General features: G+C 68.8%; 23 protein-coding genes. 12 read left to right on the top strand and 11 right to left on the bottom strand.

Going from position 1 to position 26,777, the window contains the following annotated elements:
• Nucleotides 1-293 precede the first annotated feature (293 nt).
• Entirely contained in the window at nucleotides 294-728 is a 435-nt protein-coding gene (locus tag ACFWPH_RS08495) for a TetR family transcriptional regulator (RefSeq protein ID WP_378748918.1), read from the top strand.
• Nucleotides 729-767: 39 nt separating this feature from the next.
• Entirely contained in the window at nucleotides 768-1,955 is a 1,188-nt protein-coding gene (locus tag ACFWPH_RS08490) for an alanine racemase (RefSeq protein WP_378748917.1), read from the top strand.
• An 89-nt stretch (nucleotides 1,956-2,044) separates the two neighbouring features.
• Here ACFWPH_RS08490 and ACFWPH_RS08485 read toward each other — a convergent pair whose 3' ends face one another.
• Nucleotides 2,045-5,908 (bottom strand): AAA domain-containing protein, encoded by a 3,864-nt coding sequence (locus ACFWPH_RS08485; protein WP_378748916.1) that lies wholly within the window; start codon nucleotides 5,906-5,908, stop codon nucleotides 2,045-2,047.
• 108 nt (nucleotides 5,909-6,016) lie between these two features.
• Nucleotides 6,017-7,822, bottom strand: coding sequence for a DEAD/DEAH box helicase (locus ACFWPH_RS08480; protein WP_378748915.1), 1,806 nt, complete (start codon nucleotides 7,820-7,822; stop codon nucleotides 6,017-6,019).
• Nucleotides 7,823-7,882: 60 nt separating this feature from the next.
• Here ACFWPH_RS08480 and ACFWPH_RS08475 point away from each other — a divergent pair, with 60 nt between their 5' ends.
• Together ACFWPH_RS08475 and ACFWPH_RS08470 are read left to right on the top strand one after the other, a co-directional pair.
• Nucleotides 7,883-8,719 carry a carbon-nitrogen hydrolase family protein gene (locus ACFWPH_RS08475; protein ID WP_378748914.1) on the top strand — a complete coding sequence of 279 codons (837 nt, stop codon included), beginning with the start codon at nucleotides 7,883-7,885 and terminating at the stop codon, nucleotides 8,717-8,719.
• Between the two features lie 359 nt (nucleotides 8,720-9,078).
• Nucleotides 9,079-9,717: a phosphoribosyltransferase gene (locus tag ACFWPH_RS08470; RefSeq protein ID WP_378748913.1), complete on the top strand. Its 639-nt coding sequence runs from the start codon at nucleotides 9,079-9,081 to the stop codon at nucleotides 9,715-9,717.
• Between the two features lie 266 nt (nucleotides 9,718-9,983).
• On the opposite strand, the gene ACFWPH_RS08465 is transcribed toward ACFWPH_RS08470, so the two are convergent.
• Together ACFWPH_RS08465 and ACFWPH_RS08460 are read right to left on the bottom strand one after the other, a co-directional pair.
• A complete protein-coding gene (locus ACFWPH_RS08465) occupies nucleotides 9,984-11,105 on the bottom strand; it encodes an acyl-CoA dehydrogenase family protein (protein ID WP_378748912.1) in 1,122 nt (373 codons plus the stop codon).
• A 9-nt stretch (nucleotides 11,106-11,114) separates the two neighbouring features.
• Nucleotides 11,115-12,287, bottom strand: a complete 1,173-nt coding sequence (locus ACFWPH_RS08460) for an acyl-CoA dehydrogenase family protein (RefSeq protein ID WP_378748911.1) — start codon at nucleotides 12,285-12,287, stop codon at nucleotides 11,115-11,117.
• Nucleotides 12,288-12,515: 228 nt separating this feature from the next.
• Here ACFWPH_RS08460 and ACFWPH_RS08455 point away from each other — a divergent pair, with 228 nt between their 5' ends.
• From ACFWPH_RS08455 to ACFWPH_RS08435, 5 genes are all read left to right on the top strand, one after another.
• Nucleotides 12,516-13,271, top strand: coding sequence for a hypothetical protein (locus tag ACFWPH_RS08455; protein WP_378748910.1), 756 nt, complete (start codon nucleotides 12,516-12,518; stop codon nucleotides 13,269-13,271).
• 497 nt (nucleotides 13,272-13,768) lie between these two features.
• Nucleotides 13,769-14,470, top strand: coding sequence for an alpha/beta hydrolase (locus ACFWPH_RS08450; RefSeq protein ID WP_378748909.1), 702 nt, complete (start codon nucleotides 13,769-13,771; stop codon nucleotides 14,468-14,470).
• 40 nt (nucleotides 14,471-14,510) lie between these two features.
• Nucleotides 14,511-14,891 (top strand): hypothetical protein, encoded by a 381-nt coding sequence (locus ACFWPH_RS08445; RefSeq protein ID WP_378749461.1) that lies wholly within the window; start codon nucleotides 14,511-14,513, stop codon nucleotides 14,889-14,891.
• Nucleotides 14,884-16,152: a hypothetical protein gene (locus ACFWPH_RS08440; protein ID WP_378748908.1), complete on the top strand. Its 1,269-nt coding sequence runs from the start codon at nucleotides 14,884-14,886 to the stop codon at nucleotides 16,150-16,152. Before ACFWPH_RS08445 ends, ACFWPH_RS08440 begins: the two co-directional genes overlap by 8 nt.
• Entirely contained in the window at nucleotides 16,149-16,895 is a 747-nt protein-coding gene (locus ACFWPH_RS08435) for an ESX secretion-associated protein EspG (RefSeq protein ID WP_378748907.1), read from the top strand. Before ACFWPH_RS08440 ends, ACFWPH_RS08435 begins: the two co-directional genes overlap by 4 nt.
• A gap of 33 nt (nucleotides 16,896-16,928) precedes the next feature.
• On the opposite strand, the gene ACFWPH_RS08430 is transcribed toward ACFWPH_RS08435, so the two are convergent.
• Complete coding sequence (locus ACFWPH_RS08430; RefSeq protein ID WP_378748906.1) at nucleotides 16,929-17,699, bottom strand: hypothetical protein; 771 nt, start codon at nucleotides 17,697-17,699, stop codon at nucleotides 16,929-16,931.
• 299 nt (nucleotides 17,700-17,998) lie between these two features.
• Between ACFWPH_RS08430 and ACFWPH_RS08425 the strand changes: the two genes are divergently transcribed.
• The 3 genes from ACFWPH_RS08425 to ACFWPH_RS08415 all read left to right on the top strand — a co-directional run bounded on the left by ACFWPH_RS08425 (nucleotide 17,999) and on the right by ACFWPH_RS08415 (nucleotide 20,535).
• The gene (locus tag ACFWPH_RS08425; RefSeq protein ID WP_378748905.1) at nucleotides 17,999-18,292 is read left to right on the top strand and encodes a hypothetical protein; all 294 of its coding nucleotides are present in this window, start codon (nucleotides 17,999-18,001) and stop codon (nucleotides 18,290-18,292) included.
• A gap of 546 nt (nucleotides 18,293-18,838) precedes the next feature.
• Nucleotides 18,839-19,924 carry an S-(hydroxymethyl)mycothiol dehydrogenase gene (locus ACFWPH_RS08420; RefSeq protein ID WP_378748904.1) on the top strand — a complete coding sequence of 362 codons (1,086 nt, stop codon included), beginning with the start codon at nucleotides 18,839-18,841 and terminating at the stop codon, nucleotides 19,922-19,924.
• Complete coding sequence (locus tag ACFWPH_RS08415; protein ID WP_378748903.1) at nucleotides 19,921-20,535, top strand: MBL fold metallo-hydrolase; 615 nt, start codon at nucleotides 19,921-19,923, stop codon at nucleotides 20,533-20,535. Before ACFWPH_RS08420 ends, ACFWPH_RS08415 begins: the two co-directional genes overlap by 4 nt.
• Nucleotides 20,536-20,719: 184 nt before the next feature.
• Here ACFWPH_RS08415 and ACFWPH_RS08410 read toward each other — a convergent pair whose 3' ends face one another.
• The 6 genes from ACFWPH_RS08410 to ACFWPH_RS08385 form a co-directional block, all read right to left on the bottom strand.
• Nucleotides 20,720-21,193 (bottom strand): nitroreductase family deazaflavin-dependent oxidoreductase, encoded by a 474-nt coding sequence (locus ACFWPH_RS08410; RefSeq protein ID WP_378748902.1) that lies wholly within the window; start codon nucleotides 21,191-21,193, stop codon nucleotides 20,720-20,722.
• 29 nt (nucleotides 21,194-21,222) lie between these two features.
• Nucleotides 21,223-21,801: a TetR/AcrR family transcriptional regulator gene (locus ACFWPH_RS08405; RefSeq protein ID WP_280417084.1), complete on the bottom strand. Its 579-nt coding sequence runs from the start codon at nucleotides 21,799-21,801 to the stop codon at nucleotides 21,223-21,225.
• Nucleotides 21,802-21,819: 18 nt separating this feature from the next.
• Nucleotides 21,820-23,286 carry an FAD-dependent oxidoreductase gene (locus ACFWPH_RS08400; RefSeq protein WP_378748901.1) on the bottom strand — a complete coding sequence of 489 codons (1,467 nt, stop codon included), beginning with the start codon at nucleotides 23,284-23,286 and terminating at the stop codon, nucleotides 21,820-21,822.
• On the bottom strand, nucleotides 23,286-24,308 hold the full coding sequence (locus ACFWPH_RS08395; RefSeq protein ID WP_378748900.1) for an NAD(P)-dependent oxidoreductase: 1,023 nt from the start codon (nucleotides 24,306-24,308) through the stop codon (nucleotides 23,286-23,288). Before ACFWPH_RS08395 ends, ACFWPH_RS08400 begins: the two co-directional genes overlap by 1 nt.
• Nucleotides 24,308-25,057 (bottom strand): SDR family oxidoreductase, encoded by a 750-nt coding sequence (locus tag ACFWPH_RS08390; protein WP_378748899.1) that lies wholly within the window; start codon nucleotides 25,055-25,057, stop codon nucleotides 24,308-24,310. Before ACFWPH_RS08390 ends, ACFWPH_RS08395 begins: the two co-directional genes overlap by 1 nt.
• 76 nt (nucleotides 25,058-25,133) lie before the next feature.
• Complete coding sequence (locus tag ACFWPH_RS08385) at nucleotides 25,134-26,603, bottom strand: aldehyde dehydrogenase (protein ID WP_378748898.1); 1,470 nt, start codon at nucleotides 26,601-26,603, stop codon at nucleotides 25,134-25,136.
• Between the last annotated feature and the right edge of the window lie 174 nt (nucleotides 26,604-26,777).

Here is a 26,777-nt window from a genome sequence, read left to right as displayed (position 1 = left end):
GTCGGTGCCGGTACCGAGTGCCCCGGGTCCCGGTTGTGAAAAGCCGCGGTTGCGGAGGGGTCACAAAACAGGCTTCGAGTACGGGTTTCCCCGTGTAGCTGTTCTCAAACCCCGAAAACGTTTCTAATATTGAGTTGACGGATTGGTTGGGCGGTAACTTCCCGACCTTGCGCCTGCCGATCCGACCGGCCTCTTCGGTGCCGGTTGCGGTGCCGAAGTGTGCGATGTGTTTTGCGAGGGAGCTTGCGTTGGGCGTACGTGGAGAAATAGCGGAGGGTCGTATGCGATCGGCCATGCGTGAAGCGGTCGAAAACGCCGACGCGGTGCTGGATATCACCGGGTTACGAGCGTTGCGAGTGTTACTGCATGCGGGTTTCAGCGCCTATTGGCCGCTGGTCAAGTCCCGGCCGGTCCAGCAGATCCACGCTTACGAGAAGACGGTGCAGACGCTGTCCCGGCACTGGGATTCGCGTGCGGATTACGTCCCTGACCCGGTGGTATCGGAGCGGCAGCGGACCCAGCAGCAGCATGTCGTGGAATGGCTCGAACTGTGTGCGCAGCGCTCGGGCACTCGCTGGATCGAGCCGGTCGATTCGGTGGCCGGGTATGTGATCACCGTGGTGCAGGGGTCGGTGCTGCGCTGGCTGGCCGATTGTGACGACGAGGCGATTCTGGTGGCCTTCGACGATCTGGTGTCTAATCTGCTCACCCGCGCTGTCGACGCCTGATCCCGGAAAAGCTGGACGTATGACCAGTCCGGTGGTTGAGTGGGCGGGGTGAGCACGACCCCGCCGATTGCCCACCTGCACGCGGCCACCGCCGACCTCGATCCGCCGCTGGCCGCGGTGGACCTGACCGTATTACGCGCGAACGCCGCCGACCTGGTCCGCCGTGCCGGCGGCAGGCCGCTTCGCGTCGCCAGCAAATCGGTGCGCTGCCGGGCTGTGCTTTCGGAGGTGCTGGGTCCGGAGCTGACGGCCGCGGGCGGTTTCGCCGGGATCATGTCGTACTCGCTTGCCGAGGCGCTGTGGCTGGTCCGGTGCGGTGCCCGCGATGTGCTGCTCGGCTATCCGACCGCCGATCGCGCGGCGCTCGCCGAGCTCGCCGGCGACGAGACCGCGCTCGAGGCGATCACCCTGATGGTCGACGACACCGCTCAGCTCGACCTGATCCGCGCCGCGATGGGTAACCACCGCGTGGCACCGCGCCTCTGCCTGGATGTCGACGCCTCGCTGCGGATCGGCCCGCTGCATCTGGGGGTGCGCCGATCGCCGGTGCGCACGCCCGAGCAAGCCGCGGCCCTCGCCGCGCGGGCCCGTGCGGCCGGGTTCCGGGTGGTCGGGCTGATGACCTACGAGGCGCAGATCGCCGGGCTACCGGATTCCTCGCTCGCCGTGCGGCTGGTGAAAAAGGCCTCCGCTCGCGAGATCGAACGCCGCCGGGCCGCTGTGCTGGCGGCCGTGGTCTCGGTGACCGGCGAGCTGGAGATCGTCAACAGTGGCGGCACCGGATCCGTCGAGCTCAGTGCGGCGGCGGCCGGGGTTACCGAGATCACCGCCGGCTCAGGGCTTTACGTGCCGACACTGTTCGACGACTATCGTTCGTTCCGTCCGCGGCCCGCCCTGTATTTCGCGCTGCCGGTACTGCGCCGGCCCGCATCCGATATCGCCACGGTTTTCGCCGGCGGATATATCGCGTCCGGCCCGGCCGGAGCGAGTCGTGTGCCTAGACCGGTGTGGCCCAAGGATTTGCGGATGCTGGGTACCGAGGGGGCCGGCGAGGTGCAGACACCGCTGTCGGGACCGGCCGTACCGGATATCGGAGACCGGGTGTGGTTTCGTCATGCCAAGGCCGGTGAGCTCTGTGAACGGTTCGATCGGTTGTACCTGGTCGACAGTGACGGGTCGCGCACCGAGCTGCCGACCTACCGCGGTGAAGGGAAATGCTTCGGGTGATTCCCGGCGAAATCCGGTCGACCGGAAAATAGCGGTGAGCCGGATTTCCGGACGAAATTCAGTGGGTCCGGCGAATTTATTTCCCGTGCTCACAACCGGATGAAATCGGCCAGTGCCGATAATTCGCGGAGATTTTCCGGAAGGAATTCCGTCAGTAACGGGGAACGGACGATGATCGCGCGGCGCCGGGCGCGGCACAACGTATCGTGCACCACGGCGGCCGACAGCAGTGCACCGACCGGAACGGGGGCATCCTCGGGAGTGGAAGTCGCCGGTGACACCAGCACCACGGCCGCCTCCCGGCCACGGAACAGCTCGGGGGTCCCGACCAGCACCTCTTCGATCCGGGCCCGGGACAACAGGGTCCGGATCACGCTCACCTGTGCCCGGTGCGGCGAGACCACGACGATATCGTGCGGCTGCAGCGGCCGGGTGCCGGTGCCGTCGTTCCAGGTCCGCCCCAGCAGATCGCGGATCTGCTGCAGAACCTCCCGGGCCTCGGCATCGGAAGAGGTGGCGTTGCCGTGATGCTCCACGAGGACGGTGGCGATACCGGGTTCCAGGGTCACCGCGGGATCAGCGGGCACCGGCGCGGCACGTAAGCGGTCGTCGAAGAACAGGCGCGAGACCGGATCGCTCACCTGCGGAGACATTCGGTGGGTCCGGCCCAGGAAGTAGCCGTGCGTTGCCGGCAGCGTCCGCCGGCCACCGGTGAGCCAGGTGAGTGCCGGAGTGTCCACCGGTTCCGGATGCGGACCGAGACCCGGCCGGTGGCGTTCGGTGGGGTCGCCGATGAGCAGTAGATTGCGGGCGCTGACCGACACCGCGGCGGTCGCCGCCAGGGAGAAACTGTTCGCATCGGCGATGACCAGCAGGTCCAGGGCGTCCCGGGGCACGCGGTCCGGATCGGTGAAATCGCCCGGGGCGCCACCCAACACACATCCGCGGATCGCATTCGACAGGAACCGGGCGTAGCGGGCCGAGTCCAGCACCAGCCATTCGGGTGCCACGGCCGCGGCATTGCTTTTCGCGACGAGTTCCGGGAGCACCCCTGCTCGGACGATGGCATCCAGCAGGTTCTCCACCGGGACGGCGGTAGGCGCGACGATCCCGATACGCCAGTTGTCCAGGGTGACCAGTGCGGCGATCGACTCGGCGAGGATGGTGGTTCGCCCCGTGCCGGTGGGGGCTTGGACTGCCAGGTAGGAGCGGTCCAGTGCGCGCAGGGCCGCGGTGATCGCGGTCGCGTAGTCACTGGGGGCCGCAGACGGATCCGTAGATACCGGGTCTCCGTGGTGCGAGGCCTCAGGGGTTCCGGATCCGGGGATACCTCCGCCGGGATGTAGGGAGCCGGGCTGCCTGGTCGCCGCGGCTTCGCCCCGCGCGGGCCGCCCTGAGTCGGCAGAAACGGGAGAGCCGGGCCGCCGGATCGGGGATTCGGGAGTAACGGGCGCGACCCCGTAATCAGGTGCGCTGGACCCGGTTGTCTGTGCTGCCGGTGAGCTGGTGCCGGTTGCGGGTGTCGCGGCGGCGATGGACGATCCGGGGTTTGTCGCGCGGTCCGCGGGCGAGCGGGACTCGTCCGGTTGCGCGGCCGGTGACCCGGACCCGGTCGCGGGGGAGCCGGAGTCCTCCGCGGCTGTTGTAGATACTGGGCTGTCGACGGCGGGAGCCCCGGAGGACGTGGGCAAGCCGCCGAGTGTGGGTGGCGCGAGCTGGGGGCTCGTGGTCGCACCGGGCGGACCGGTGTGCGCCGCGGCGGCCGGTGTGAGCCCGGTTTCCCAGCTGGGTGCGTCGGCATCGGTGGGGAGTAAGCGGGGTGGGCGGCGAGCCAGGAGGTCGAAGACCGGGGTATCCGGTAGCCCGGGCAGGGTGATCAGTAGTTGCTCGCCGAGCTCCTCGAGCGCTTCCGAATCGGCAGTGTCCGCATCGGGCAGCGCCGGTGCGAGTGCGACCGGAAGTGCGTCGTGTGCCGCGGCCCCCGGCAGGAGAGTTTCCTCGAGGCGAACGGTATCGGTCAGATCGGGTTCCATCGCACAGCCCAGCACCGTGGCCGGACCGGTGGTGCGGATGGCCCGGGGCGCGCGGTGTTCCGGTTCGTAGACGACGTAGACCCGGGTGCCGGGCGCCGGTCCCGGGCCGGTGAGCCGTCCGCGCAGGCGCAGGAAGCGGCGCACCGTATCGCCCGGGCCGATATGCCATTTCGTATCCACCGTGCACGAATCCGCCACCATCACGCCGTGATCCGGAGCCCACTCGGGCAGGGGATGGGTGAGCCGGTCGATATGGGCCCACCAGGACGTCTGTTGTTCGCGGCGGTGAAAGCCGAGCAGGGCGGCCGTCAGTGCCGCGACCCGGTGTGGATCGGCGTCGGGGGTGCCGGGCGACCGGCCGGCGGCGAGTTCGGCGCGGCCGGCGTATTCGGCGAGCGCCGCTTCGGTGGACGACGGACATACGGCGGGGGTGTCCCGCAGTAGCCGGTCCAGGTCGCCCGTGTGGGCGCCGGGCGGTCGGGCGGCTGCGCCCGCCTCTTTGCGCAACCGGTCGGCGAGCCACAGCACAGTACTGCCGTCCGTCTCTCCGGGATGACCGAGCGTTGCCGCGACCGAGTGCAGGGCATAGGAGCGGGTGCCGAGGACGAAGGCGCCGCGCACGATCGGATACAGGTCCACCAGAACGCCGGCCCGCAGCAGCGCGTCCACGGTTTCCTCCCCGGCGCCGAGACGGCCGGCGGTGTGCAGCAACAGGGTCCGGGCGGCGGCCGTGTAATGGAAGATACGCAGGCCCGGTTCGGTCAGCAGTGGTTCGGTGAGTGCGGCCAGCAGATCGGCGAACGCGCGGCGGGCGCCGTCGCGCAGAGCCGTACGGTGTTGCGGGGACAGTGCGTCCGCGGGTGGTTCGACCGGTAGTTCGCAGGAGAACCGCAGGGATTCTCGGGAGGCCACCGTCACCCGCAGGCGATCCGGTGCCACCGGGTGGGTGTGCAGGGCGAGGTCGCCCGGTGTGGCGGGCGGAAGCATATCCAGGGCCGCGGGATCGGCCGGCAGCAGTTCACCGCGACCGCAATGTTCCTGCCGCAGCTGGACAACCGCCTGGGCGCGCAACCGTGCGAGGGTGGGTGCGGGTACACCGGACGGGGTCGCGATGCGGGTGGTGAGCCGGTCGATGGTGGTGATACCGGCCGCACGCAGCGCCGTCCGGGTGGCCGGATCCATCCCGGCCACCAGCAGCAGATCGCGGGCCTCGGCGCGGGCGGCGATGCAGACCGCGCAGCGGCCGCAGGCCCGGAAGCGCGGATCACCCCATTGCACCGGCAGGAGTTCGGTCGAGTGTTCGTCCAGGATCCGGTGCATGCGGCGACGGCGTGCCAGGTACACCGGCGCTGCATCGGCTACCTCGGTGGTAGGTGTCTCGCCGCCGACATGGATGTGCAGGCGCGGATCGACCGGTACCGGCAGCGATTCCAGGAACAGCGCGGCCGCGGCGAGCCGCAGCGCGGTGGGCACCGGCCGAGTCCGGGTGGTCCCGTGCAGCCGCAGCCCGTGCGGGGTCTGCGTGGCAACGTCCACATGGGCGAAGAAGTCCCCGTCGAAGAACACCGCACCCAGCACCGCCGGGGCGCCCGCGCGGATCGCGGCGACGGAGGCACTGTGCGCGGCGGCGAGGGCACCCAGCGGATCGGCCGGGTCGGCGGGCGGGGGGAGTTCGACCACCCCGGCGCCGTGGCGGTGTCGCACGGCAGTACGCAGCGCGGCGAATTGCGCGTATCCGGAAGCGGTTTCCGGCGGTATCCCGCACTCGCCGAAACCACTTGTCCCGGCCGATCTTCCGTTATCGGTGCCGGGGACCGTGCCCAGTTCGGCGTCGAGTCCGCGCAGCAGCGCGAACTCACAGCGCGCGCCACGCTCCAGATCTGTGGCGCCGCACACCACCTGATCACCGACAACGAACACCCACGGCCCTCCTGCGACCCAGCGATACACCCGGCGAGCGGATACGCGCACACCGGACGCGGCCCACTGTAATCACCGGCTCCGGCCTGACGGGAGGGACCGTGGAAACTACGAACGCGGTTTACGCCGCTCGTGCCGTTTGGGCCCGTCGCGCCGCGGCCCGCGGCCGATCGAGCGGGGCGGCCCCTGGTCGAGCTGCAATTGGATCAGCACACCGCTGATCCGGGTGCTCCGCAAGGCGTCCAGGGTTTCCGGCGGCAACTGGGCCGGCAATTCCACGAGACTGTGATCGGGGCGGATACTGATATGCCCGAAATCGCTGCGCCGCAGACCACCCTCGTTGGCGATGGCACCCACGATCGCGCCCGGTACCACGCGGTGCCGTTTGCCGACGCTGATGCGGTAGGTGGCCAGTTCGGCACCGGTGGCGCGATGCCGGCTCGGGCCGCGACGGTCGTCGAAGCCGCCGTCGTCGAAGTTGCGCGGTGCACGCTCCCGGCGCGGCCGCTCTACCGGCTCCGGTTCGGGTTCGAGGAAGAAGCTCTCGCCGTCCTGCGCGGCGACCGCCAGGGCCGCGGCGATATCGGCCAGCGGGGTGTTGTGCTCCTGTTCGTAGTCCTCGATGAGCTTGCGGAACAGCGACAGATTGTCCGAGCTCAGGTTCTCGGTGATGGCATCGCCGAATTTGGCGACCCGCTGCGCGTTCACATCGTCGACGCTGGGCAGCTGCATCTCGGTGAGCGGATGCCGGGTCGCGCGTTCGATGGATTTCAGCAGATGCCGTTCCCGGGGGGCCACGAACAGCAGGGCCTCGCCGCTGCGGCCCGCCCGTCCGGTGCGGCCGATCCGGTGCACATAGGACTCGGTGTCGTGCGGGATATCGTAGTTCACCACATGCGAGATGCGGTCCACGTCCAGACCGCGGGCCGCGACATCGGTGGCGACCAGGATGTCGAGGGTGCCCGCCTTCAACTGACCGATGGTGCGTTCACGCTGTGCCTGGGCGATATCGCCGTTGATCGCCGCGGCCGAGAACCCGCGGGCGCGCAGCTTCTCGGCCAGCTCCTCGGTGGCCTGTTTGGTACGCACGAAAATGATCATGGCCTCGAATGCCTCGACCTCGAGGATTCGGGTGAGGGCATCGAGTTTGCGCTGATGGGAGACCAGTACCCAGCGCTGGGTGATATTGGTCGCGGTGCTGGTCTTGGACTTGACCGTGATCTCGACCGGCTCACGCAGATACTGCTTGGAGATCTTGCGGATCGCGGCGGGCATCGTGGCGGAGAACAGCGCCACCTGCTTCTGCGCGGGGGTATCGGCGAGGATGCGTTCCACATCCTCCTGGAACCCCATCTTCAGCATCTCGTCGGCCTCGTCGAGCACCAGGTAGCGCAGCTGCGACAGATCCAGCGTGCCCTTCTCCAGGTGGTCGATCACCCGGCCGGGGGTGCCCACCACGACCTGCGCGCCGCGGCGCAGACCGGACAACTGCACGCCGTAGCTCTGCCCGCCGTAGATCGGCAGCACATGCGTATTCGGCATATGCGTGGCGTAGCGGCCGAACGCCTCGGCGACCTGGATCGCGAGCTCCCGGGTCGGGGCGAGGACCAGGGCAGCCGGCTGTTTGCCGGTCGGCCGGTCCTGCAGCAAACCCATCAGGATCGGGATGGCGAACGCCGCCGTCTTACCGGTACCGGTCTGCGCGAGACCCACCACATCCGCCCCCTCGAGCAGCGGGGGGATGGTCGCGGCCTGGATGGGGGAGGGGGATTCGTAGCCGACATCGGCGATGGCCGAGAGGATTCGGTCATCGATCCCGAGATCGGCGAAGGTCGGTCCGGCGGATTCGGCGTTCTCGGCTTGTGCGTCGCCAGGGTCTCCGCCGAGGCTGCCGTCGCCCTGATTGGTGCTCATTGACCTGGAGTTTACTGGTACGGCCTGGTCGTCCGGGCCACCGGGCCATACGGTGTCAGCATGGATGCCGACCCCGCCGATCAGCCGCGCGCGGACGCGCAGGCTCTGGCTGTGGTGCAGTTCGCACCCCATACCGATATCGACGCCAACCTCGCGGCGCTCACCGAGCGGGTGCGCGCCGCCGCCGACCAGGGCGCGCGCATCGTGGTCGCCCCCGAGTACTCGATGTTCGCCCTCGGGCGGCTCGACGAACGGGTACACGCCGCGGCCCAGCCGCTCGACGGCCCGTTCGTCACCGCCGTCGCGCGCCTCGCCGCCGACACCGGAGTACATCTGGTGGCCGGAGTGGTCGAGACCACCGCGCCGGACGACGGCCGGATCCACAACACCCTGGTGGTGCTGGGACCTGACGGCACGCTGCTCACGCACTACCGCAAAGTGCACCTCTACGACGCTTTCGGTCAGCGCGAATCGGATATCGTCCGCCCCGGCCCGCTCACCGAGCCGGCCGTGTTCACCGCCGCCGGGCTCACCTTCGGCCTGCAAACCTGTTTCGACCTGCGCTTCCCGGAGGGCTTCCGGCGCCTCGCCGCCGCCGGCGCGCAGGTCCTGCTGCTCCCCGCCCAGTGGATTCCGGGCCCGGGGAAGGTCGACCAGTGGACCACCCTGTTGCGGGCCCGGGCCATCGAGAACACGGTCTACCTGGCGGCGGCCGACCACTGCGGGCCGCGGGGTGCGGGCCACTCCATGATCGTCGACCCCGTAGGGCGGATCGTGAGCGAACTGGCCGACGAACCCGGGATCGCACTGGCGCCGCTGGAGCCGGATCTGCTGGACAAGGTGCGCCGAACCAACCCGAGCCTCTCGCTACGCAGATTCACCGTCACGACCCAGTAGGCGAACTGCGGAACCGCGAACCGAGACCCCGGAAATGCGGCACCATTTGCGTCGGGCACTCGCGATGGTCTGCTCGGGGTTGTCCACGACCGCTTCGCTCGGAAAACATGTGCGGTCTCGCCCGGACCGCTGCTGTCGTCGACCGCCCGACGTCGCCTGGCCGATACCGTCGAATCGCCGCTCGGCAAGGCAAAGCCCGAGGTGGCGTCGGTATCCGGCCGGCCGGGGCAGCGGTCGCGACTGTGCGTGTCGGACGCTCCGGACAGGAGCGGTGCCTGACAGACCGGCGGCGGCGATACACGAACGGTGTCGGCGGAGGGCTACGACGGTGGCGCCGGAAGCGGGTAGCGTCGGAGGTGATGCTCTACGCCGATCGGGTAGCTGCCGGACGCGCGCTGGGAAACGAACTGAGGCACCTGCGTGCGGGGGATTCGCTGGCGCCCGGTCCGCTGGTATTGGGCTTGCCGCGTGGGGGTGTGCCGGTGGCGGCGGCGGTCCGCGAGGTGGTCGGCGGGGATCTCGATATTCTGCTGGTTCGCAAACTGGGTGTGCCGTGGCAGCCCGAACTGGCGGCGGGGGCGATCGGGGAACAGGGGGTGCGGGTGATCAACTCGGATGTGGTCCGCCAGACCGGACTCGATACCGCGCGGCTCGATGCGATCGAAGCGGAGGAACGCGCCGAACTGGAGCGGCGCAGCCGGGTATGGCGGGGTGACCGTCCACCGATCCCGCTGCGCGACCGCACAGTGGTGATCGTCGACGACGGTATCGCCACCGGGGCGTCGGTCGTCGTAGCCTGCCGGGTGGCGCGTGCCCAGGAACCGCGACACCTCGTGGTGGCGGTTCCGGTCGCGGCACCGGAGGCGCTTCCGCGGATCCGCGCCGAAGCCGACGAGGTGGTGTGCCCGCACGCCCCGGCCGCGCTGGCCGGGGTGGGTGGCGCGTACCGGGATTTCCATCAGCTCGCCGACGCCGAGGTCACCGAGCTGATCCGGTGAGGCCACGGAGTTACTCGCCCGGCCGGCCAGTCGGCGGGTGCGGTCGTCCGGTGCGGCAGGCGGGTTGTCGCGGTGGGGAGGTGAGTTGTTTCGGTGAGGACGGGTTGCCCGGCGGGCTGGGGCGGTTGGCCGGTGAGTCGATCCGGCGAAGCGGGTGTTCCCGGCGATCGGTGAGTTACCTGGAGCGCATGAGTTGTCCGGTGGGCCGGGGTTGCTCCGGCCGGACGCCCGCCGAACAGTCGACGTGGTCCGGCCGGAGCGGGCGATCACAGCTCCGGCTGGGCGTACTCACTCACGCGGTCGCTGAGGATCCGCAGATGTTCCAGGCGGCCACCCAGTGTGCGCTCGATGGCGGTCAGCCGGGCCACATAGTGACTCACCGGGTATTCGGAGGTGACCCCGATACCGCCGTGCATCTGGATCGCCTCCTGCCCGACATGCCGCGCCGAGCGGCCGACCTGCAGCCGGGCCCGGGACGCGATCACCGGGTCGGCGGAGTCGACCAGGGCCGCGGTGAGGTAGTAGCTCATGCTGCGGGCCAGTTCCAGCGAGACGTACATATCCGCGGCGCGCTGGGTGAGGGTCTGGAACTTCGACAGCGTCACCCCGAACTGTTTGCGGGTCTTCAGGTAGTCCGTGGTCAACCGCAGCGATTCCGCCATCGCCCCGACCGATTCGGCGCACAACCCGGCCTGGGCCGCGACGAGCACCGACTCCACGGTGGCGGTGGCATCGCCGGACCCCAGCAGTTCCGCCGGCGCGGCGGTGAATTCCACCTGGGCGCCCCGCAGGTTGTCGACCGTCTTGTACGGCGTCCGGGTGACTCCGCGGGCATCCGCCGCGACCAGGAACAGGCCGAGACCGCCGCCGGGCAGGGTCGCGCTGACCACCAGTTCGTCGGCGCAGTCGCCGTGCGGTACCGGGTTCTTCACACCGGTCAGCGTGTAAGCGTCGCCGTCGGCGGTGGCGGTCGTCTCCACGGCGTGATCGGGCCAGCGCGTGCCCGGTTCACCGTGTGCGAAGGCGAGCAGTTTCGACCCGGCCGCGACCTCGGGCAGGATCCGCTGCCGCTGATCGGCGCTACCGGCGGCACTGATCAATCCGCCCGGTACGAGCACCGCGTCCAGGAGCGGTTCCGGTGCGAGCCGGCGCCCGAACTCTTCGAGCACAAGCATGGTCTCCACCGGGCCGGCGTCCATACCGCCGTCTTTCTCGGCGAAGCTCAGGCCGAGCACACCCAGTTCGGCGAGCTGACCCCAGACCTCGCGGCTCCAGCCCAGGTCGGTTTCGGTGACAGCCAGTCGCGATTCCGGGGTGTAATGGCGGTTGAGCAGGTCACGCACGGTATCGCGGAGCATGACCTGTTCGTCGGTGAGATCGAAATCCATAACCTGACCTCACAATCCGAGGATCGAGGAGGCGATGATGGTGCGCTGCACCTCGCTGGAACCTCCGTAGATGGTTGTCTTGCGGTAGTTGAGGTAGCTGGGGCCACTGCGCTGCGCCCAGTCGGGCGAGGCGATATCCCCGGCGCCGACCGGCAGGGCATCCGGTCCGGCGATATCGAGCAGGAGTTCGGTGGCCGCCTGCTGCAGTTCCGAACCGCGCATCTTCAGTACCGAGGACGCCGGATTCGGTTTGCCCTCGGTCGAATTCGAGACGACGCGCAGCTGGGTGAGTTCCAGGGCGAGCAGTTCGTTCTCCAGTTCGGCGATCCGCGCCGCGAACAGCGGGTCCTCGAGCAGGGTTCCCGAACCGGATTTGGTGGCCGCGGCGTATTCCTTGGCCACCCCGATCTTCACCTTGGTGCGGCCGACGGCGGTGATACCGGTGCGTTCGTTGCCGAGCAGGAATTTGGCGTAGGTCCAGCCCATGTTCTCCTCGCCGACCAGCTGATCGGCGGGCACCCGCACGTTCTCGAAGAAGACCTCGTTCACCTCGTAGCCGCCGTCGATGAGTTTGATCGGGCGGATGGTGACGCCGGGAGATTTCACATCGAAGAGCAGCATGGAGATCCCGGCCTGCTTCTTCGGGGCGTTCGGGTCGGTGCGGACCAGGCAGAAGATCCAGTCGGCCCACTGGCCGGCCGTGGTCCAGATCTTCTGGCCGTTGACGATGTAGGAGTCGCCGTCGCGGACGGCGGTGGTGCGCAACGAGGCCAGATCGGAGCCGGCATCGGGTTCGGAGAAACCCTGGCACCACCAGATATCGAGGTTGGCGGTGGCAGGCAGGAAGCGCTTCTTCAGTTCTTCGGAACCGAACTGGGCGATGACCGGGCCGATCATCGTGGCATTGAAGGTCAGCGGGTCGGGCACGCTGGCCAGCTGCATCTCGTCCTGCCAGATATGCCGCTGCATGGGCGTCCAGTCCTTGCCGCCCCATTCCACCGGCCAGTTCGGTACTGCCAGGCCGTGCTGGTTGAGGATCTGGTGCGCGGTCACGATGTCCTCGCGGGGCAGCTCGTGACCGTACTTCACGCGTTCACGGATCTCGGCGGGAATCGCGGTGGTGTAGATCTTCCGCAGCTCGTCGCGGAAGGCGACCTCGTCGGGAGACAGAGTTAATTTCATACACATCTCCAAATATGTCTCGATTGTCCCGCATCGAATTTACACCCCTGACCAATCCTGCCGCGTCGAGTGCATCACATACAGCCGCCGCCCGCCGCCGATAACGCGGGCCGAGAGCGGAGTGTGACCCGGCGGTGTCTCGCCGGTGCTGGTAGCTTGCAGCGGTGGGCGGGGGATTGCCGGTGGGTCCGGCCTGCCATCGCCGCGAGCGGATATAGGGAGTCAGCAGTGCACAACAGAATCGTCGCGCGAACCGCGGCCGCAGCGGCCGCCCTCGGTATGGGTGCCGCGCTCACCTTCACCACCCCGGCCGCTGCCGAACCAGCGCCCGCGCCCACTCCCGGCGAAGCCGCGCTGACCGCTCTCACCGAACAGACCGCCGCCGATCCGGCCGTCCGCCCCGGAGTGGACGCGCTGCGCAGCTACCACGACGTCGTCGCCGCCAGCGAGATCAGCAATATCGGCGCCTACGCCCCCTTCGTCTACGCGGCCCCGACCTTCGGCTGCGGCAGCAACGGTGTGATCACCACAACGTTCGCGGCCGCCACCGCCAACGGCCCCAGTATCAACCTGAGTGGCACTCCCGGCACGCTGACCTTCCACGCCACCCCGCGGCATTCCGGTATCCCGCAGGGTTCGGGCCTGGTGGTTGCGTGGATCAATATCAACAACGGCCGCAGCGGGCTGGATACGCTCAGCGATGTCACCGAGTTCGGCACCGCCTCGCTGTCGCGGACCGTCGACAGCGGGCCGGGAACGGTCCTCGCCTCCATGTGGGGAACCGTGAGCTACCCGGGAGCGCTCTGCGTGATGACGCCCACGGTCGGTTTGTTCTCCGTGCCCGATCAGCCGCCGGCCCCCGCCGTTCCCGCGCCGGATGCGGCCGCCCCGCAGGCCCCGGCGGCGGCACCCGCACAGTCGAGCGCCCCGGCACCGGAGGCTCCGCCCGCCCCGGCGCCCCAGCCCGCTCCGGCTCCGGCGTAACCGTCCCGCCGGGCGGTGTTCGCCGCGACGGCTCGCAGCTTCGAAGTCCGCTGGCCTGCCGGAAGTTGTCAGGGCCGCCGGCAACCGCCCGCCGGGCCGGAAATCGGCACCGCGGGCGTAGCCGGGGCCGCGTCGTCGCGCGGTGAGTCCGCCGACTTCCGCGTGGCGCGGTCTCCGGGCGCTGGTGGATCCTTTGCCCCTACGTGAGTTGCCGGGGCCTGGGCCTATCGGGCAAACCACACCTACGGGCGGCTGCTGCCGCCGCGTCCGCGGTCGCGAGGCGGGTGCCCGTTCATCGGCGAGGTCTGCCGTGGTCAACGCGACGCGTAATGGTGACGCCGGTAACCGTACGCAGGGCCGGGAATCGCCACCACGCGCGCCGGGCGCCGGGGGCGGGGCCGGGACCGGGTTCTCTGCGGGGTGGCCCTTGTGGCCGGTGAGACCGGATCGTGCCGCGTGAAATCTGCGAATCCGTGGTTCTTTGCCAGAATTCGGTCATGGGGTTCTTCGACGGCGCGCGTGGCCGGTTGCACTATCGGGATCGGCCGGTCGACGGGGCTGGTGCCGTGTTGGCGTTATTGCCCGGTTCGGGACAGCACAGCGGGCATTATCACGAGTTCGCGCGCCGGCTGAACGATGAGGGGATCGCGGTGTGGACGCTGGACACTGCCGGGCAGGGGCTCAGCGAGGGGGATCCCGATCGGCCGGGCAGCTTGGCCGATCTGGTGGACGATGCGGCGCGCTTCATCGGGCTGGTGCGTGACAGAGTCCCTGATTTGCCATTGACTCTCATGGGTCATTCGCTGGGGGCGATCACGGCGTTGGCCGCGCTCGGCGCCGCGCGCCCCACTCCCGGGCACGGCGCGACACCGCACTCTGCCGACTACCCTCTCGATCCGGTATCGGCCGTCCGCGACCTGGCCGGGCTGGTGCTGTGCGGTACCCCGGAGCGGGCACTCGGCGGCACCCCCGCGCAGGTCGCGCCGCTGCCGCGGGTATTGGCGGTGCACGGGGCCGATGACCGGCGGGCGCCGATCGAGGCGGTGCGCGACTGGGCGCGGCGGCATGATGCGGTGGAGCTGCGCGAGTACCCGGATGCGGGGCACGATCTGCTGCACGAGCGCGTGCGCGGCCGGGTCACGGCGGATATCGTGCAATGGACGCAGGAGATCGTCGCGGGGCCGGTGCGGCGACGATGAGAGCCGCTGGGCGCCGGCGGAAGAGGAAGGGGGTCCGGTGATGCAGCCGAATACGATTGCCGCGCTCGGCTCGGCCGTCGACGACGGAGAGCTGTGGATCGATGGAGTTCTGGTCGCCGAGGGCGCGCCGGAGCGGTGCGCGCTGCGCTACGAGCAGCTGGCCGACCAGGTGGATGCCCAGATCGAAACCCTGAGCGGAGCTCTCACCATGCCGGGGTTCGGTGGATTCGAGTCCGGTGCCGCCCTGCGCGGTGGTTTCGAAGGCAAAGCGGGTGACGCGATAGTGGCGCTGCGCGATTACGCGAGCGCGGCGCGGCAGCTCGCGCATACCTTCCGGAGCGCGGCGGCGGCCTATCAGCACACCGATTCCGAGGTCGCGGCCGCGCTCGGCGCCACGCAGGCGGGGGTGCCCGGTGCGTGAGCTACCGCGAACGGGGCTGCGGGGCGCCCACAATCGAGTGGATCCCGATTACGCGCCGACGGTCGAGGTTTTCGACAATCTGACCCACGAGCAGATCCACGCCGGGGTATCGCTGCTGGACCCGTCGGCCCTGCAGACCGGCGGACAACTGTGGCACGGCGCGGCAAACGGCCTGAACGACGCTGTGACACAGGCGCATACCGAGATCCGCGGCGCAATCTCCGACGGCTGGCGTGGCGCCGCGGCGGGACTCGCAGGCGCTGCGGTCCGGGATTTCGAGGCCGCCGGCCGGCAGCTCGCCGATGTGCTGACCACGGTGGGGCAGCGTCTGGGGCAGGCGGGTGATGCCGCCGAAACGCTCCGTACCGGAATCGGCGAACCATCCGGAGTCCGGCCGGATTTGCCGGCGGCACTCCTGGATCCCCATGCGGCGACGGGCAATATCGCCGGCCAGCAGGCGGCCGAGAGTGAACGCGCGGACGCGGTACGGGTGATGGAGAGCGTCTACCTCGGCGCTTTCATCCCCGCTGGATCCCAGGTACCTGCCTTTCCCGACCTGCCCGGCCCGGGTCAGGGTGAACCCGGCGCGCCGACCTCGGCTACTGCGCCCGCCGTTTCCGCGACAGGCGTGAGTTCGCCGGTAGGAAAGGTTGTTACGGCCGCATCGGATGCCTCTGGGGCGCCGAGCGCGCCGGTTCCTCCGCAGGCTGCCGCAGACGGTACGCCGGCCGCCGGGAGCCCCGCACTCATCGGCGCACCTGCTGCCGCGGCTGCCGCAACTCCCGCCCCGGCGGATCAGCCACCGGCCACCACCACTGCGGGAACGCAGCAGCCGACTCTCGCGACTGCGGCCACCACCCCGGCGGCTGTATCCGGCGGCAGTGCGCCCGTGGCGCCGGCGAGCACACCGGGTGCACCCGTGTTCGCGGTCCCGGTCCGCCCCGCCGGGTCGGGAGCCGATAGTGAACGCGATCGTGATCGCGAGGAGCAGCAGCGTAATTCGGGTGGTGACGCGATCACCGGAATGGGTGCGGGTGCGATCGGCGGCATGATGGGCGGTGCGATGGCGGCCGATACCGTGCGCTCGAATTCGCCGGTGGCGCCGGTGCGTACCGAACGGTCGGCCGACGAGGACGACGACCTGCATTTCGGCGACGAGGAGCTCACCTTCCTGGAAGAAGCCGAGCCCGGCGGGCAGCTGATCGGCACCCTCGAGCCCACCACCCCGCCGGTCCTGGGTGAGTGGACCGAAGCCGAGTGAATTGGATCCTCACCCCGGACCAGTTGGCGCTGGCCTGGGAACAGACTGTGGGCGATCGCCTCCCCTACCCGCTGGCGGTGCGGTTGTCCGCGCGGGATTCCGCCGAGCGGATCGCCCAGCTGCCCGCGTTGCGGCATTGGTGCGACACCACTCTCGACGCCGATCTGGAAGCAGCCCTGCGGGTGCTGGCCGCTCCGGAAGTGAGTGTGTCGGCATTCGGACAGGACGGCGCGGGCAGTTCCGCCACGCGGGTGCTCGGTGCGTCGGCCGGACATATCGGGGTCGTGGCCACACAGCGCCCGGGCACCGAACCGGATCGAGGCGGCGATATCCGGATCATGGCCGGGGCCGCCACCTCCCTGCCCGTACGCGTTGTCGCCGCGTTACCGGCCGCCCCTGTCGGTAACGGTGCGCGGTTGCGTGCGCCGCGAGCAGAGGTCGTACGCGACGGCCGGGACCGGGTGACCGTGCCGGTCGCAGGTCCCGCCGTGGCGACCCGGATCCGGCAGCGGCTGAATCAGCCACGCGACGGTATCGGCCAGCTCGTGGTCTCCGTGCACCGGCCGGCCAGGACCGACCCGTTCGGTGTGCTGTGCTGGATCGATATCGCCGGGGACGGCCGCTATGCGATCCACACCGGCACGATGGTCGATATCGCCGCTGTCGACGCCGAGCGTTTCACGAATTCGCTGCGGCCCATGGTGACCGGTGCCCAGCGGGCGATCGCCTACGCCGAGCTCTGACGGCGACGGTTTCGCGGCACCGCGCGGAGTCCGTCAGCCGCCGAAACGGGGTGGGATGGCCGGTGCGATCGTGATGGTCGGGACGAGTGCGCCGGATTCCGGCGCACCGGGCTCGGTGGTTTCGGTGGGCAGCCCGAACGGTGTGGATTGTTCGGATTCCGGTGCGGGCGGAGCCGGGGTGGTACGTGCCGCCTCGGTGCCCGGAGTGGGCTCGCCACCCAGCGTCTCGGTGGTCGACGGTGACTCGGGTGCGACCGGGATATCGGAGGCGCCCGGTGCCTCGATCATCGTGGTCGGGACCGGAACGACAGGGGCCGGCGGGGTGAATTCGGTGCCGGTTGGGGCGGGTGGCGGAACCGGCGATTCACTGTGTGCGGGTTCGATTTCCGTGGCGGGCGACGATGTCGCGGCAGAGTCCTGTCCCGGTGTGGGGGACTCACCGGGGGTGGCCGAAAGTGTGGCGCGCCTGGTGGTCTCGTCGCTGTCGGTGGTCTCGCCGGAGTCGGTCGACGCGGCGGCCGATGAGGTGACCGAGATCTGGTATTCGGGCGGTAGCGTGCGCCGCGGCGGCGGTTCGGGAGCCATCCGCCAGCTGGGGGACGGCGGGATCAGTACCTGGGCCACCGTGGTGGCGGTCGCCTCCGCGTAGCGCGCCTGTTCGACCGCCTGCGGCCCGGAGTGGATCGGTGGCGGCGGTACGTAGGTGTCTTCCTGACCGACCCCGCAGGCGCCGATGAATACCAGCCCGAGGGATACCGCACCGGCGGCGGCCAGAGGTCCGGCGACCTTCGTTTTGCTGTCCATCGGTGACGCTCCTGTGATAAGTCAGTGGCCTCACCTTAATCCAGGGTGCTCGGTGGAACTACCCCCCGCCCTGCCGATTCCGCTGGTTACCGTGTGTAAGGTCCGGTCGCGGCGGGTATATCAGGTATCGAATTGATATCGGCCGCGTGTCGCGTGCTTGTGTTGCGTAACAATCGTCGGGTTGTGGCCTTAGCGTATGTTGCGGAAGTGACGCATGGGACACCGGAGTCCGCGGTGCCGATGCACCGCAGTGGTAGGCGCTACACGATTTCCGGATCGGCGCCATCGAGGAGTAGATGATGGGAGACCAGACCACCACCGATCTGCCTGGCGCGGCAGAGGTGCCCGAGACGCGGAAGGCGGATGCGGAGCCGGTGCTATCCGGTTCGTCCGGTTCCGGGGCGACGGTGGGTAGAGTTCTCGGCTGGCTGGTTTTCGCCGGGGGGCTGGGAGCGGCGGTCTACGGAATCGCCACGCTGCATGTCGTGATCAGTGTTGTCGGTCTCATTCTCGCCTGTACCGCGGGGTTGACGCTGCTCAAATTGCGGGCGGACGGCCCGGGGCCCGAGCCCGGGGTGCGGATCGCCGGCTGATCGGCCCGGCTCGGTGGCCCGGTTCCGTCGATCGTTCATCGAACGGCCGGTGACGCCCGCATCCGCGAACCCTTTCGCACATTTTCGTACCGGCTTTGCGCACTGAGTGGGACACGTGTCCGGTCAATATTCCGGACACGTGAGCGCACGGTTTCCGGTCGATTTCTGCTTGGTCCGAGCTGTCGAGCCGGGTAATCGGACGTTTGCCCGACTCGACAGCCGTCGGTATTTTGGGCTCCGGTCGGGACGGATCAGGAGGAAAACAGAAGATGATCGAAACCGGGTCCGCGGCCCTGAATCTGGCGAATCTCGTCACGAACATTGCCGCCAATGTGACCTATATCCTGCAGGCCTGGGGAGTTATCTGAGGGTTTGCCAGTAGTACGGCGGGGCGTCCGATGGGCGCCCCGCCGCACTGCGTCCGGGCTGCCCGCGACCTCCCGCGGGTGCTCATTCGGATACCCCGGACCCGCGCGGCGGCACTGTATGGCGGATAACGTATGCGGCATCGTGCATCACCGCATGACCGCCCCGAGAGGAGACACAGTGCCCCAGCAGGTTCGAGGTGTTATCGCCCGCAGTCCCGGCGCCCCGGTCGAGCTCGTCCCGATTGTCCTGCCCGACCCCGGGCCGCGCGATGTGGTGGTGAAAATCCAGGCCTGCGGCGTATGCCATACCGATCTCACCTATCGCGAAGGCGGGATCAACGACGAATTCCCGTTCCTGCTCGGCCACGAGGCCGCCGGTGTGGTGGAGACCGTGGGTTCGGCGGTCACCCATGTCGAGCCGGGCGATTTCGTGATCCTGAACTGGCGCGCGGTCTGCGGACAGTGCCGGGCCTGTAAACGCGGGCGCCCCTGGTACTGCTTCGATACCTTCAACGCGAGTGTGCCGATGACACTGGAGGACGGTACCGAACTCACTCCCGCGCTCGGCATCGGTGCGTTCGCCGATAAGACGCTGGTGCACGAGGGCCAGTGCACCAAGGTGGACCCGGAGACCGATCCCGCGGTCGCCGGGCTGCTGGGCTGCGGTGTGATGGCCGGGCTGGGCGCCGCCGTGAACACCGGCAATGTCGGCCGGGGTGATTCGGTCGCGGTGCTGGGTTGCGGTGGTGTCGGTGATGCCGCGATCGCCGGTGCCCGGCTGGCCGGCGCCGGCACCATCATCGCCGTGGACACCGACGCCCGGAAGTTCGACTGGGCGCGCGAACTCGGCGCGACACATACCGTCGACGCGTCCGCCACGGATGCGGTCGAGGCGATCCAGGAGCTCACGGGCGGCTTCGGGGCCGATGTGGTGATCGACGCAGTCGGCCGGCCCGAAACCTGGAAGCAGGCCTTCTATGCCCGCGACCTGGCCGGCACCGTCGTTCTGGTCGGTGTCCCGACACCCGATATGAAGCTCGAGATGCCGCTGATCGATTTCTTCAGCCACGGCGGATCGCTGAAATCGTCCTGGTACGGCGACTGCCTGCCCGAACGCGATTTCCCGATGCTGATCGACCTGTATCGCCAGGGCCGGCTCCCGCTGGAGAAGTTCGTCACCGAGCGGATCGGCCTGGACGCCGTCGACCAGGCCTTCACCACCATGCACGGCGGTGCCGTGCTGCGTTCGGTGGTGGTCCTGTGACAGCGCGGGTGGAGCGGATCGTCACCGAAGGCCAGTTCTGCCTGGACGGCGGATGCTGGGATGTGGCGAACAATATCTGGCTGGTCGGTGACGACAGCGAGGTGGTGATCATCGATGCGGCGCACGACGCCCAGCCGATCCTCGACGCGGTAGCGGGTCGCCGGGTCACCGCCATCATCTGCACCCACGCCCACAACGATCACGTGACGGTGGCTCCCACGCTGTCGGCGGCCACCGGCGCCCCGATCCACCTGCACTCCGCCGACGATGTGCTGTGGCAGCAGACGCATCCCGGTGTCGAATATCGCGCGCTGGCCGACGGCGAGGTCTTCGTGGTCGCCGGTGCCCAGCTGCGGGTACTGAACACGCCGGGTCATTCGCCGGGCTCATGCTGTCTGCACCTGCCGGACGAGGGCGTGGTTTTCAGCGGAGATACGCTGTTCGAGGGCGGCCCGGGGGCGACCGGGCGGTCGTATTCGGACTACCCGACCATCCTGGCGTCCATCAACGATGTGCTGTTCGCGCTACCGGACGAAACGGTCGTGCACACCGGCCACGGGCCGGATACCACCCTCGGCGCCGAACGCGCGAACGTCCCGGCGGCCCCCTAGGTGCGTCGTGCAGGCCGGCGGGCAGCGGGATCGCCGGGCCGCAGAGGTAGGCCGCGTTACCGTCGCGACTCGGAACGGCGCTGCCCGCCCGGGGGCGCTGGGACGACCTGGGGCGGACGGATACGCGCTGTAAGCCCGGACGCAACAGGTGAGCAGGCAGCGGTCGCAGTACGGGGCCGGCGTGTCACTTGCGGGGTTCCAGAATGAAGATGGGGATTTTACGGTCCGTCCAGGACTGGTAGTCGGCGAAGTCCTCGTACAGTTCGAGCAGTTTCGGCCACAGCCGGTCGCGTTCGGCGTCGTCGGCGAGGCGGGCGCGGACCGGGATCCGATCCTTACCGATCTGGATCGCGGTATCCGGCTGTGCGACCAGGTTGTAGTACCACTGCGGGTTTTTCGGCAGTCCGCCCTGTGAGGCGACGATGACGGTATTCGCGCCGTCGCGCAGGTACAGCAGCGGGATCGTGAACTGCTTGCCGGATTTGCGCCCGGTGTGGTCGAGCAGCAGTGTCGGTACCGGTTTGCGGAACCCCGCCCCCACGCGCCAGTTCCCGCCGATACGTCCGCCGGTCCGCTTGTACGCCCACGTGTTGACCCTGGACATGTACTTGATGAAGGTCGGAACCAGGGACGAGTCGAGTTGTTTGGGTCGGTCCATCAGTTTTACCGAAGCTTCCTTTTCACTGCTCAGCGCAGGATCAACAGGGCCGATTTCTCGATGAGGTCGGCGATATCGGCGTAGGACGCATACCCCATACCGGCCCGCACCAGCGCGCCCGCGTAGACGAGTTCGAGGGAGACCACGATCTCCGGATCGGCGCCGGGGCCGAGGGCACGTTCGATCCTGGTGCGGATTTCCAGGCCGATCCGGGCCCGGAGATGCGCCACGTCGGGGTCGCGGCCCAGCAGTGCGCTGGTGACCGCCCCGGCGACCTCTTGATCGTCGGCGACGAGCAGGGCGATGGAACGCAGTTCGGCCACCACCCGGACCGTGGGGTCGGGATCCTCGCTGACCGGGGAATCCGCCGCCACCAGCCGCCGCCAGAAGATCTCGGCGACGAGGTGTTCCTTCGACGAGAAATAGGTGTACGCGGTGGCGGTACCCACACCGGCCGCGGCGGCGACCATGCGAATGGTCATCCCCGCGAAACCTTCGCGGGTGAGTACCTCCACCGCTGCCTTCGTCAGTTTGTCGACCGTATCGGCCTGTTTCGCGGACAGGCGGCGACGGGTCGCTTCGACGACGAGAGGTTCACCTTCGGACATGTGTCTGAATGTACCGTTTCACGCTTTCGCGGCCGCAATCCCGGCCCGGCGGCCGTAGAAGCTGCCGTCGCCCAGGGAGGTTCCGCTGGCGTAGCCGCCCGCGCAGACACCGGAGGTGCAGCGTCCCGCGGCGAACAGTCCGGCGATCGGCCGGCCGTCGACATGCAGGACCCGCGAATCCAGGTCGGTGCGCAACCCGCCCAGGGTGAATCCCGCGGTGAAACCGCGCATATCGAAGGCCGCGAACGGGCCCTCGAGCGGTTTGGTCCATTCGGGTTTCTTGCCGAGCAGCGGGTCCTGGCCGTTCGCGGCGTACTTGTTGTAGAGCTCGACGGTGCTCTGCAGCGCGAGTTCGGGCAGGCCCATATCGGATTCGAGTTCGGCGATGGTTTCCGCCGCCCAGGTGGGCGGCTGCCGGAAGAACGGTGTGGAGGTTTCGGTGGTGAGCGATTCCTCGTAGGCGGCCTCGCCGATGATCAGATACGCCTGGTTCTCCTGATGGAACAGCGTCATCTGCCCGATCCGGCCCGGATAGGTGTCCTCCGGGACGTACCGCTGCCCGCGGCCGTTGACCATGATGCCGCGCGCCATCATCTGCGGGTCACCGAAGAACGCGACCTCCGTGGCGTCCATATGCGCCAGATCGGCGCCGAGTGCCTGGGCCAGCCGGATGGCGATACCGTCGTGTTCCTCGATGGCGGCGCCCGGGCGGCCGATGAGCCGCGGGGCGAAACCTTCGATCATCTGCTCGTGATAGGCGAAACTGCCGGTGGCCAGGACGACCCCGCGTTCGGCCCGGATGGTCAGCTCCTTGCCGTACTGTTTGGCGACCACGCCGACCACCCGGTCGCCGTCCACGATCAGCCGCTGGATCCGGGTGTCGTATTCGGCGGTGACGCCCATTTTTTCGGCGGCTTCGGCGAGCGGTTTCATCAGCATGTAGCCGCCGCCCTTGGAACCGGTCCGCTTGTTCGACATCTGCGGAACGTGGCCGCGGGGCGCCGGATCGGCGACGGTGTTGAACGGCGCGGAGTTTTCGCCACCGGTGTACATGAGGCCTTCGTCGTGCGGGGGTTCCCAGCCGGGCTCGCCCCAGAATTCCTCTTTGAAGGGCACGCCGTTGGCGACCAGCCATTCGTAGTGTTCGACACTGCCGCGGCAGTAGTCGGCGATCTTTTCCTTGTCGACACCCGGTCCCAGTGCGGCGACCATGAATTTCTCCATGTTCTCCGGACTGTCGTCGAAGCCGAGCGCACGCTGTAGCGGTGTGCCGCCGCCGAGGTAGATGAATCCGCCGGCCAGCGCCGCCGCCCCGCCCCAGCCGCTGGTGCGTTCCAGGATGAGCACCTGCGCCCCGGCCCGCGCGGCCTCGAGCGAGGCGCAGACGCCGGCGATCCCGTAGCCGGCGACCACCACATCGGTGGTGCGGTCCCATTCGGTGACCTCGGTGGCGGACAGCGGTCGGATGGTGGTGGCGTCGGCCATTATTCGGATTCCTTACTGTCGTTCTGCGCCGTGGGGCCGGCATCCTGCCGCCCGGCAGCGGTGCCCTCCTGCCCGGCGATGCTGCCACGGGAAGCCTGCTCCGTGCCCGGACTGTCTCGCTGAGCGGGGGCAGCGGATTCCCACGTGGCCGAGATCTCGCCCTGCCCGACGCCGAGACCGTCGCCGAAACGCGCCAGCGCAAGGGCTGCCAGTGGCAGTTCGGTGCCCACCCGGCCGCCGAGTCCCAGCGCCAGGGACAGGTCTTTTTCGCCGAGTTCGCGGACGTGGGTGAGGATGGGCAGCCAGAAATCGCCCTCTTCGATGGGCGCGGTGGTATCGCGCAGCATGATCGATCCGGCGCCGCCGGTCACCGCATCCGAGTGGCGGACCACCTTGCCGAGCGCGGTGATATCGAGCCCGGCGGCCTCGGCCAGGCGCTGCGCCTCGGTGGCGGCGGTGAACGAGATGAAATGCAGCAGGTTGCGGGCCAGTTTCATGCGGGTGCCGGCCCCGACGGCACCGGCGTGCACCACCAGGTCGGCGAAGCAGCCGAAGGGTTCCCGGACCGCGGCCACGGCGCTTTCGCTACCGCCGGCCATCACCGCGAGCCGGCCGCTGTTCGCGCCCGCAGCGCCGCCGCTGATCGGGGCGTCGACCAACTCCACGCCGCGTTCGGCGCACAGCCGGGCGAATTCGACGGCCGATTCGTCGCCGATCGTGGAATGCACAGCCACCACGGTTCCCGGCGCGGCGGCGCTCAGTACGCCGTTCTCTCCGGTCAGCACGGTGCGGACCTGCTGATCGTTCACCACCGCGATACAGATGACACCGCATTTCGCGGCGAGTTCGGCCGGGCTGCCGGCGGCCTCGGCACCGGCGTCGGTGAAGGGTTGCACGGCTTCGGGCCGGGTATCGCATACGGTGAGCCCGCCGGACCAGTCCAGCAGCTTCTTCGCCATCGGCGCGCCCATATCGCCCAGGCCGATGAAACCGACCCTGGTGCCGCCGCCGTCGCCGCTCATCAGCGGATCACCTGACCGCCGTCGACGCAGAAGATCTGCCCGGTGACCCATTTCGCATCGTCGGACAGCAGGTACAGCAGGGCGCCGGCCATATCCTCCGGGGTGCCCATCCGCTTGAGCGGCAGGCGGCTCACCATTTCCTTGACGATGCTCTCGGGCGTGGTGGTCTTGGTGGCCTCGGTATCGGTGGGGCCGGGGGCGATCGCGTTGATCCGGATATTCGACCCGCCGAGTTCGGTGGCCAGCTGCTGGGTGAGACCGTTGATGCCGACCTTGGCCAGGCCGTAGAAACCGCTGTATACGTAGGCGGCCGTCGACGATTGGTTCACGATCGAGCCGCCGCCATTGGCCGCCATGTTCTCCCAGACCGCGCGGGTCATCACCAGCGCGCCGTCCAGGTTCACCGACATGAACTTCTGGTAGTAGTCCCACGGCACGGTGAGCAGCAGATCCAGTTTCATCCCGCCGTAGATGGCGGCGTTGTTGACCAGATGGTCGATCTTGCCGTACTTCTCGACGGTGAAATCGGCCAGCGCCTTGGCCGATTCCGGATCGGAGACGTCGACCGGATGGAACGATGCGGTGCCGCCGTCGGCCACGATCTTCTCGGCGACGGCCGTACCGCCCTCGGCGTTCAGGTCCGCGACGACGACGGATGCGCCTTCGGCGGCCAGCGCCTGCGCGTAGACCTCGCCGATACCGCGGGCGGCGCCGGTGACGATGGCGGTGCGACCGGTGAAACGAGCCATGGGATCGAGCTCCTCGCTGCTGTGGAAAGCCTGGTGGGGAAGAAGTTTCGGGTTGTTGCGCGGCTGTGTGCCGCGGCTACTGTGCGGTCGCGACGAGCTTGGTCTCGAGGTACTCCTCGAATCCGGCGACCCCCATCTCGCGGCCGATACCGGACTGTTTGTAACCGCCGAACGGGGCGTCGGCGCTGTACCACATACCGCCGTTGACGCCGAGGGTTCCGGTGCGCACCCCGTCGGTGACCCGCCGGATCCGCTCGGGGTCCTTGCCCCAGACGGCGCCGGACAGGCCGTACGGGGAATCGTTGGCGATCCGGACGGCCTCGTCGTCGCCGTCGTAGGGGAGCACCACCAGGACGGGACCGAAGATCTCCTCCTGGGCGGCCTTCGCACTGTTGTCGAGATCGGCGATCACGGTGGGTTCGACGAAGAAACCGCGCTCGTGTTCGGCCGGGCGTCCGCCACCGGTGACGATGCGGCCGCCGTCGGCGCGGGCGCTGTCGATATACCCGAGCACCCGGGAACGCTGCCGGTCGGAGATCACCGGACCGCAGACGGTGCCGGGGGAGGTGGGGTCGCCGGGGCGGATTCCGCTCATGGTGGCCGCTACGGCCTCGACCGCCTCGTCGTACCGGGCCCGCGGCACCAGCAGCCGGGTGGTGAGGGCGCAGCCCTGGCCGGCGTGGACGCACAGCGAGAAACCGGCGTAGCTCACGGCGGTGGCCAGGTCGGCGTCGTCGAGCACGATGAAGGCCGATTTGCCGCCCAGCTCGAGGAAGGTTTTCTTGAGATTCTGCGCGGCCGAGGCCATGACGGCGCGCCCGGTACCGGTGGAGCCGGTGAAGCTGATCAGGTCGACCCGGGGATCGCCGGAGAGCTGGGCGCCGAGGCCGTGATCGGAGGAGGTGACGATATTGACCACACCGGGCGGGATATCGGTTTCCTCGGTGATGATCGAACCGAGCGCCGCCGCGCACCAGGGGGTGTCGGGAGCCGGTTTGAGGACGATGGTGTTGCCCGCCGCCAGGGCCGGGCCCAGTTTCGCGAAGTTGATCTGATGCGGGAAGTTCCACGGCGTGATCGCGCCGACCACGCCGACCGCTTCGCGCCGGACCACACGGTGGGTGCTGATGCCCATCGGTGCCGAGATCCCGAGTTCGGTTTCCCATTCGTAGTTCGCGGCGAGTTGGGTGGCGAAGCTCAGATCCTCGATCGGGCCCTCCAGCTGCGGGCCGCTGGTGAACATGATCGGGGCGCCCACCTCGGCGATGGTGATCTCGCGCAGTTCTTCCGCATGTGCTTTCAGTGCCGCCTGCAGCTGTTCCAGGCAGCGCACCCGGAAGGCGTGGTCGCGGGACCAGTCGGTCTCGTCGAAGGCGGTGCGGGCGGCGGCGATGGCGGCGTTCATATCGGCCGCGTCTGCGTCGGCCGCGGTGCCGATGACCTCTTCGGTCGCCGGGTTCACATTGTCGAACACGCCGTTGCCGCCGGCGACGAGGCTACCGCCGATCAGCAGCCGGGAGCTGTCGCCGGGCAGAAGACTGTTCATTAAAGACCCCAATGCTGTCTGGACAGGTGTATGGAATATAGTCCGGACTCTTCTGGTAGTGCAAGAACCGGTTCTAGTTATTGTCGCGGCGGCGTGCCGCTGGTACCGTCCAGACACATGTCCAGCTATGTGTCTCTCCCCGGCGGGCGTACCGCCCGGCCCGGCGAGAACTCG

Origin of the sequence: Nocardia sp. NPDC058499, from assembly GCF_042719915.1 — a bacterium.
In the GTDB taxonomy this organism is placed as follows: domain Bacteria; phylum Actinomycetota; class Actinomycetes; order Mycobacteriales; family Mycobacteriaceae; genus Nocardia.
This window is presented reverse-complemented; position numbering and strand designations above follow the sequence as displayed.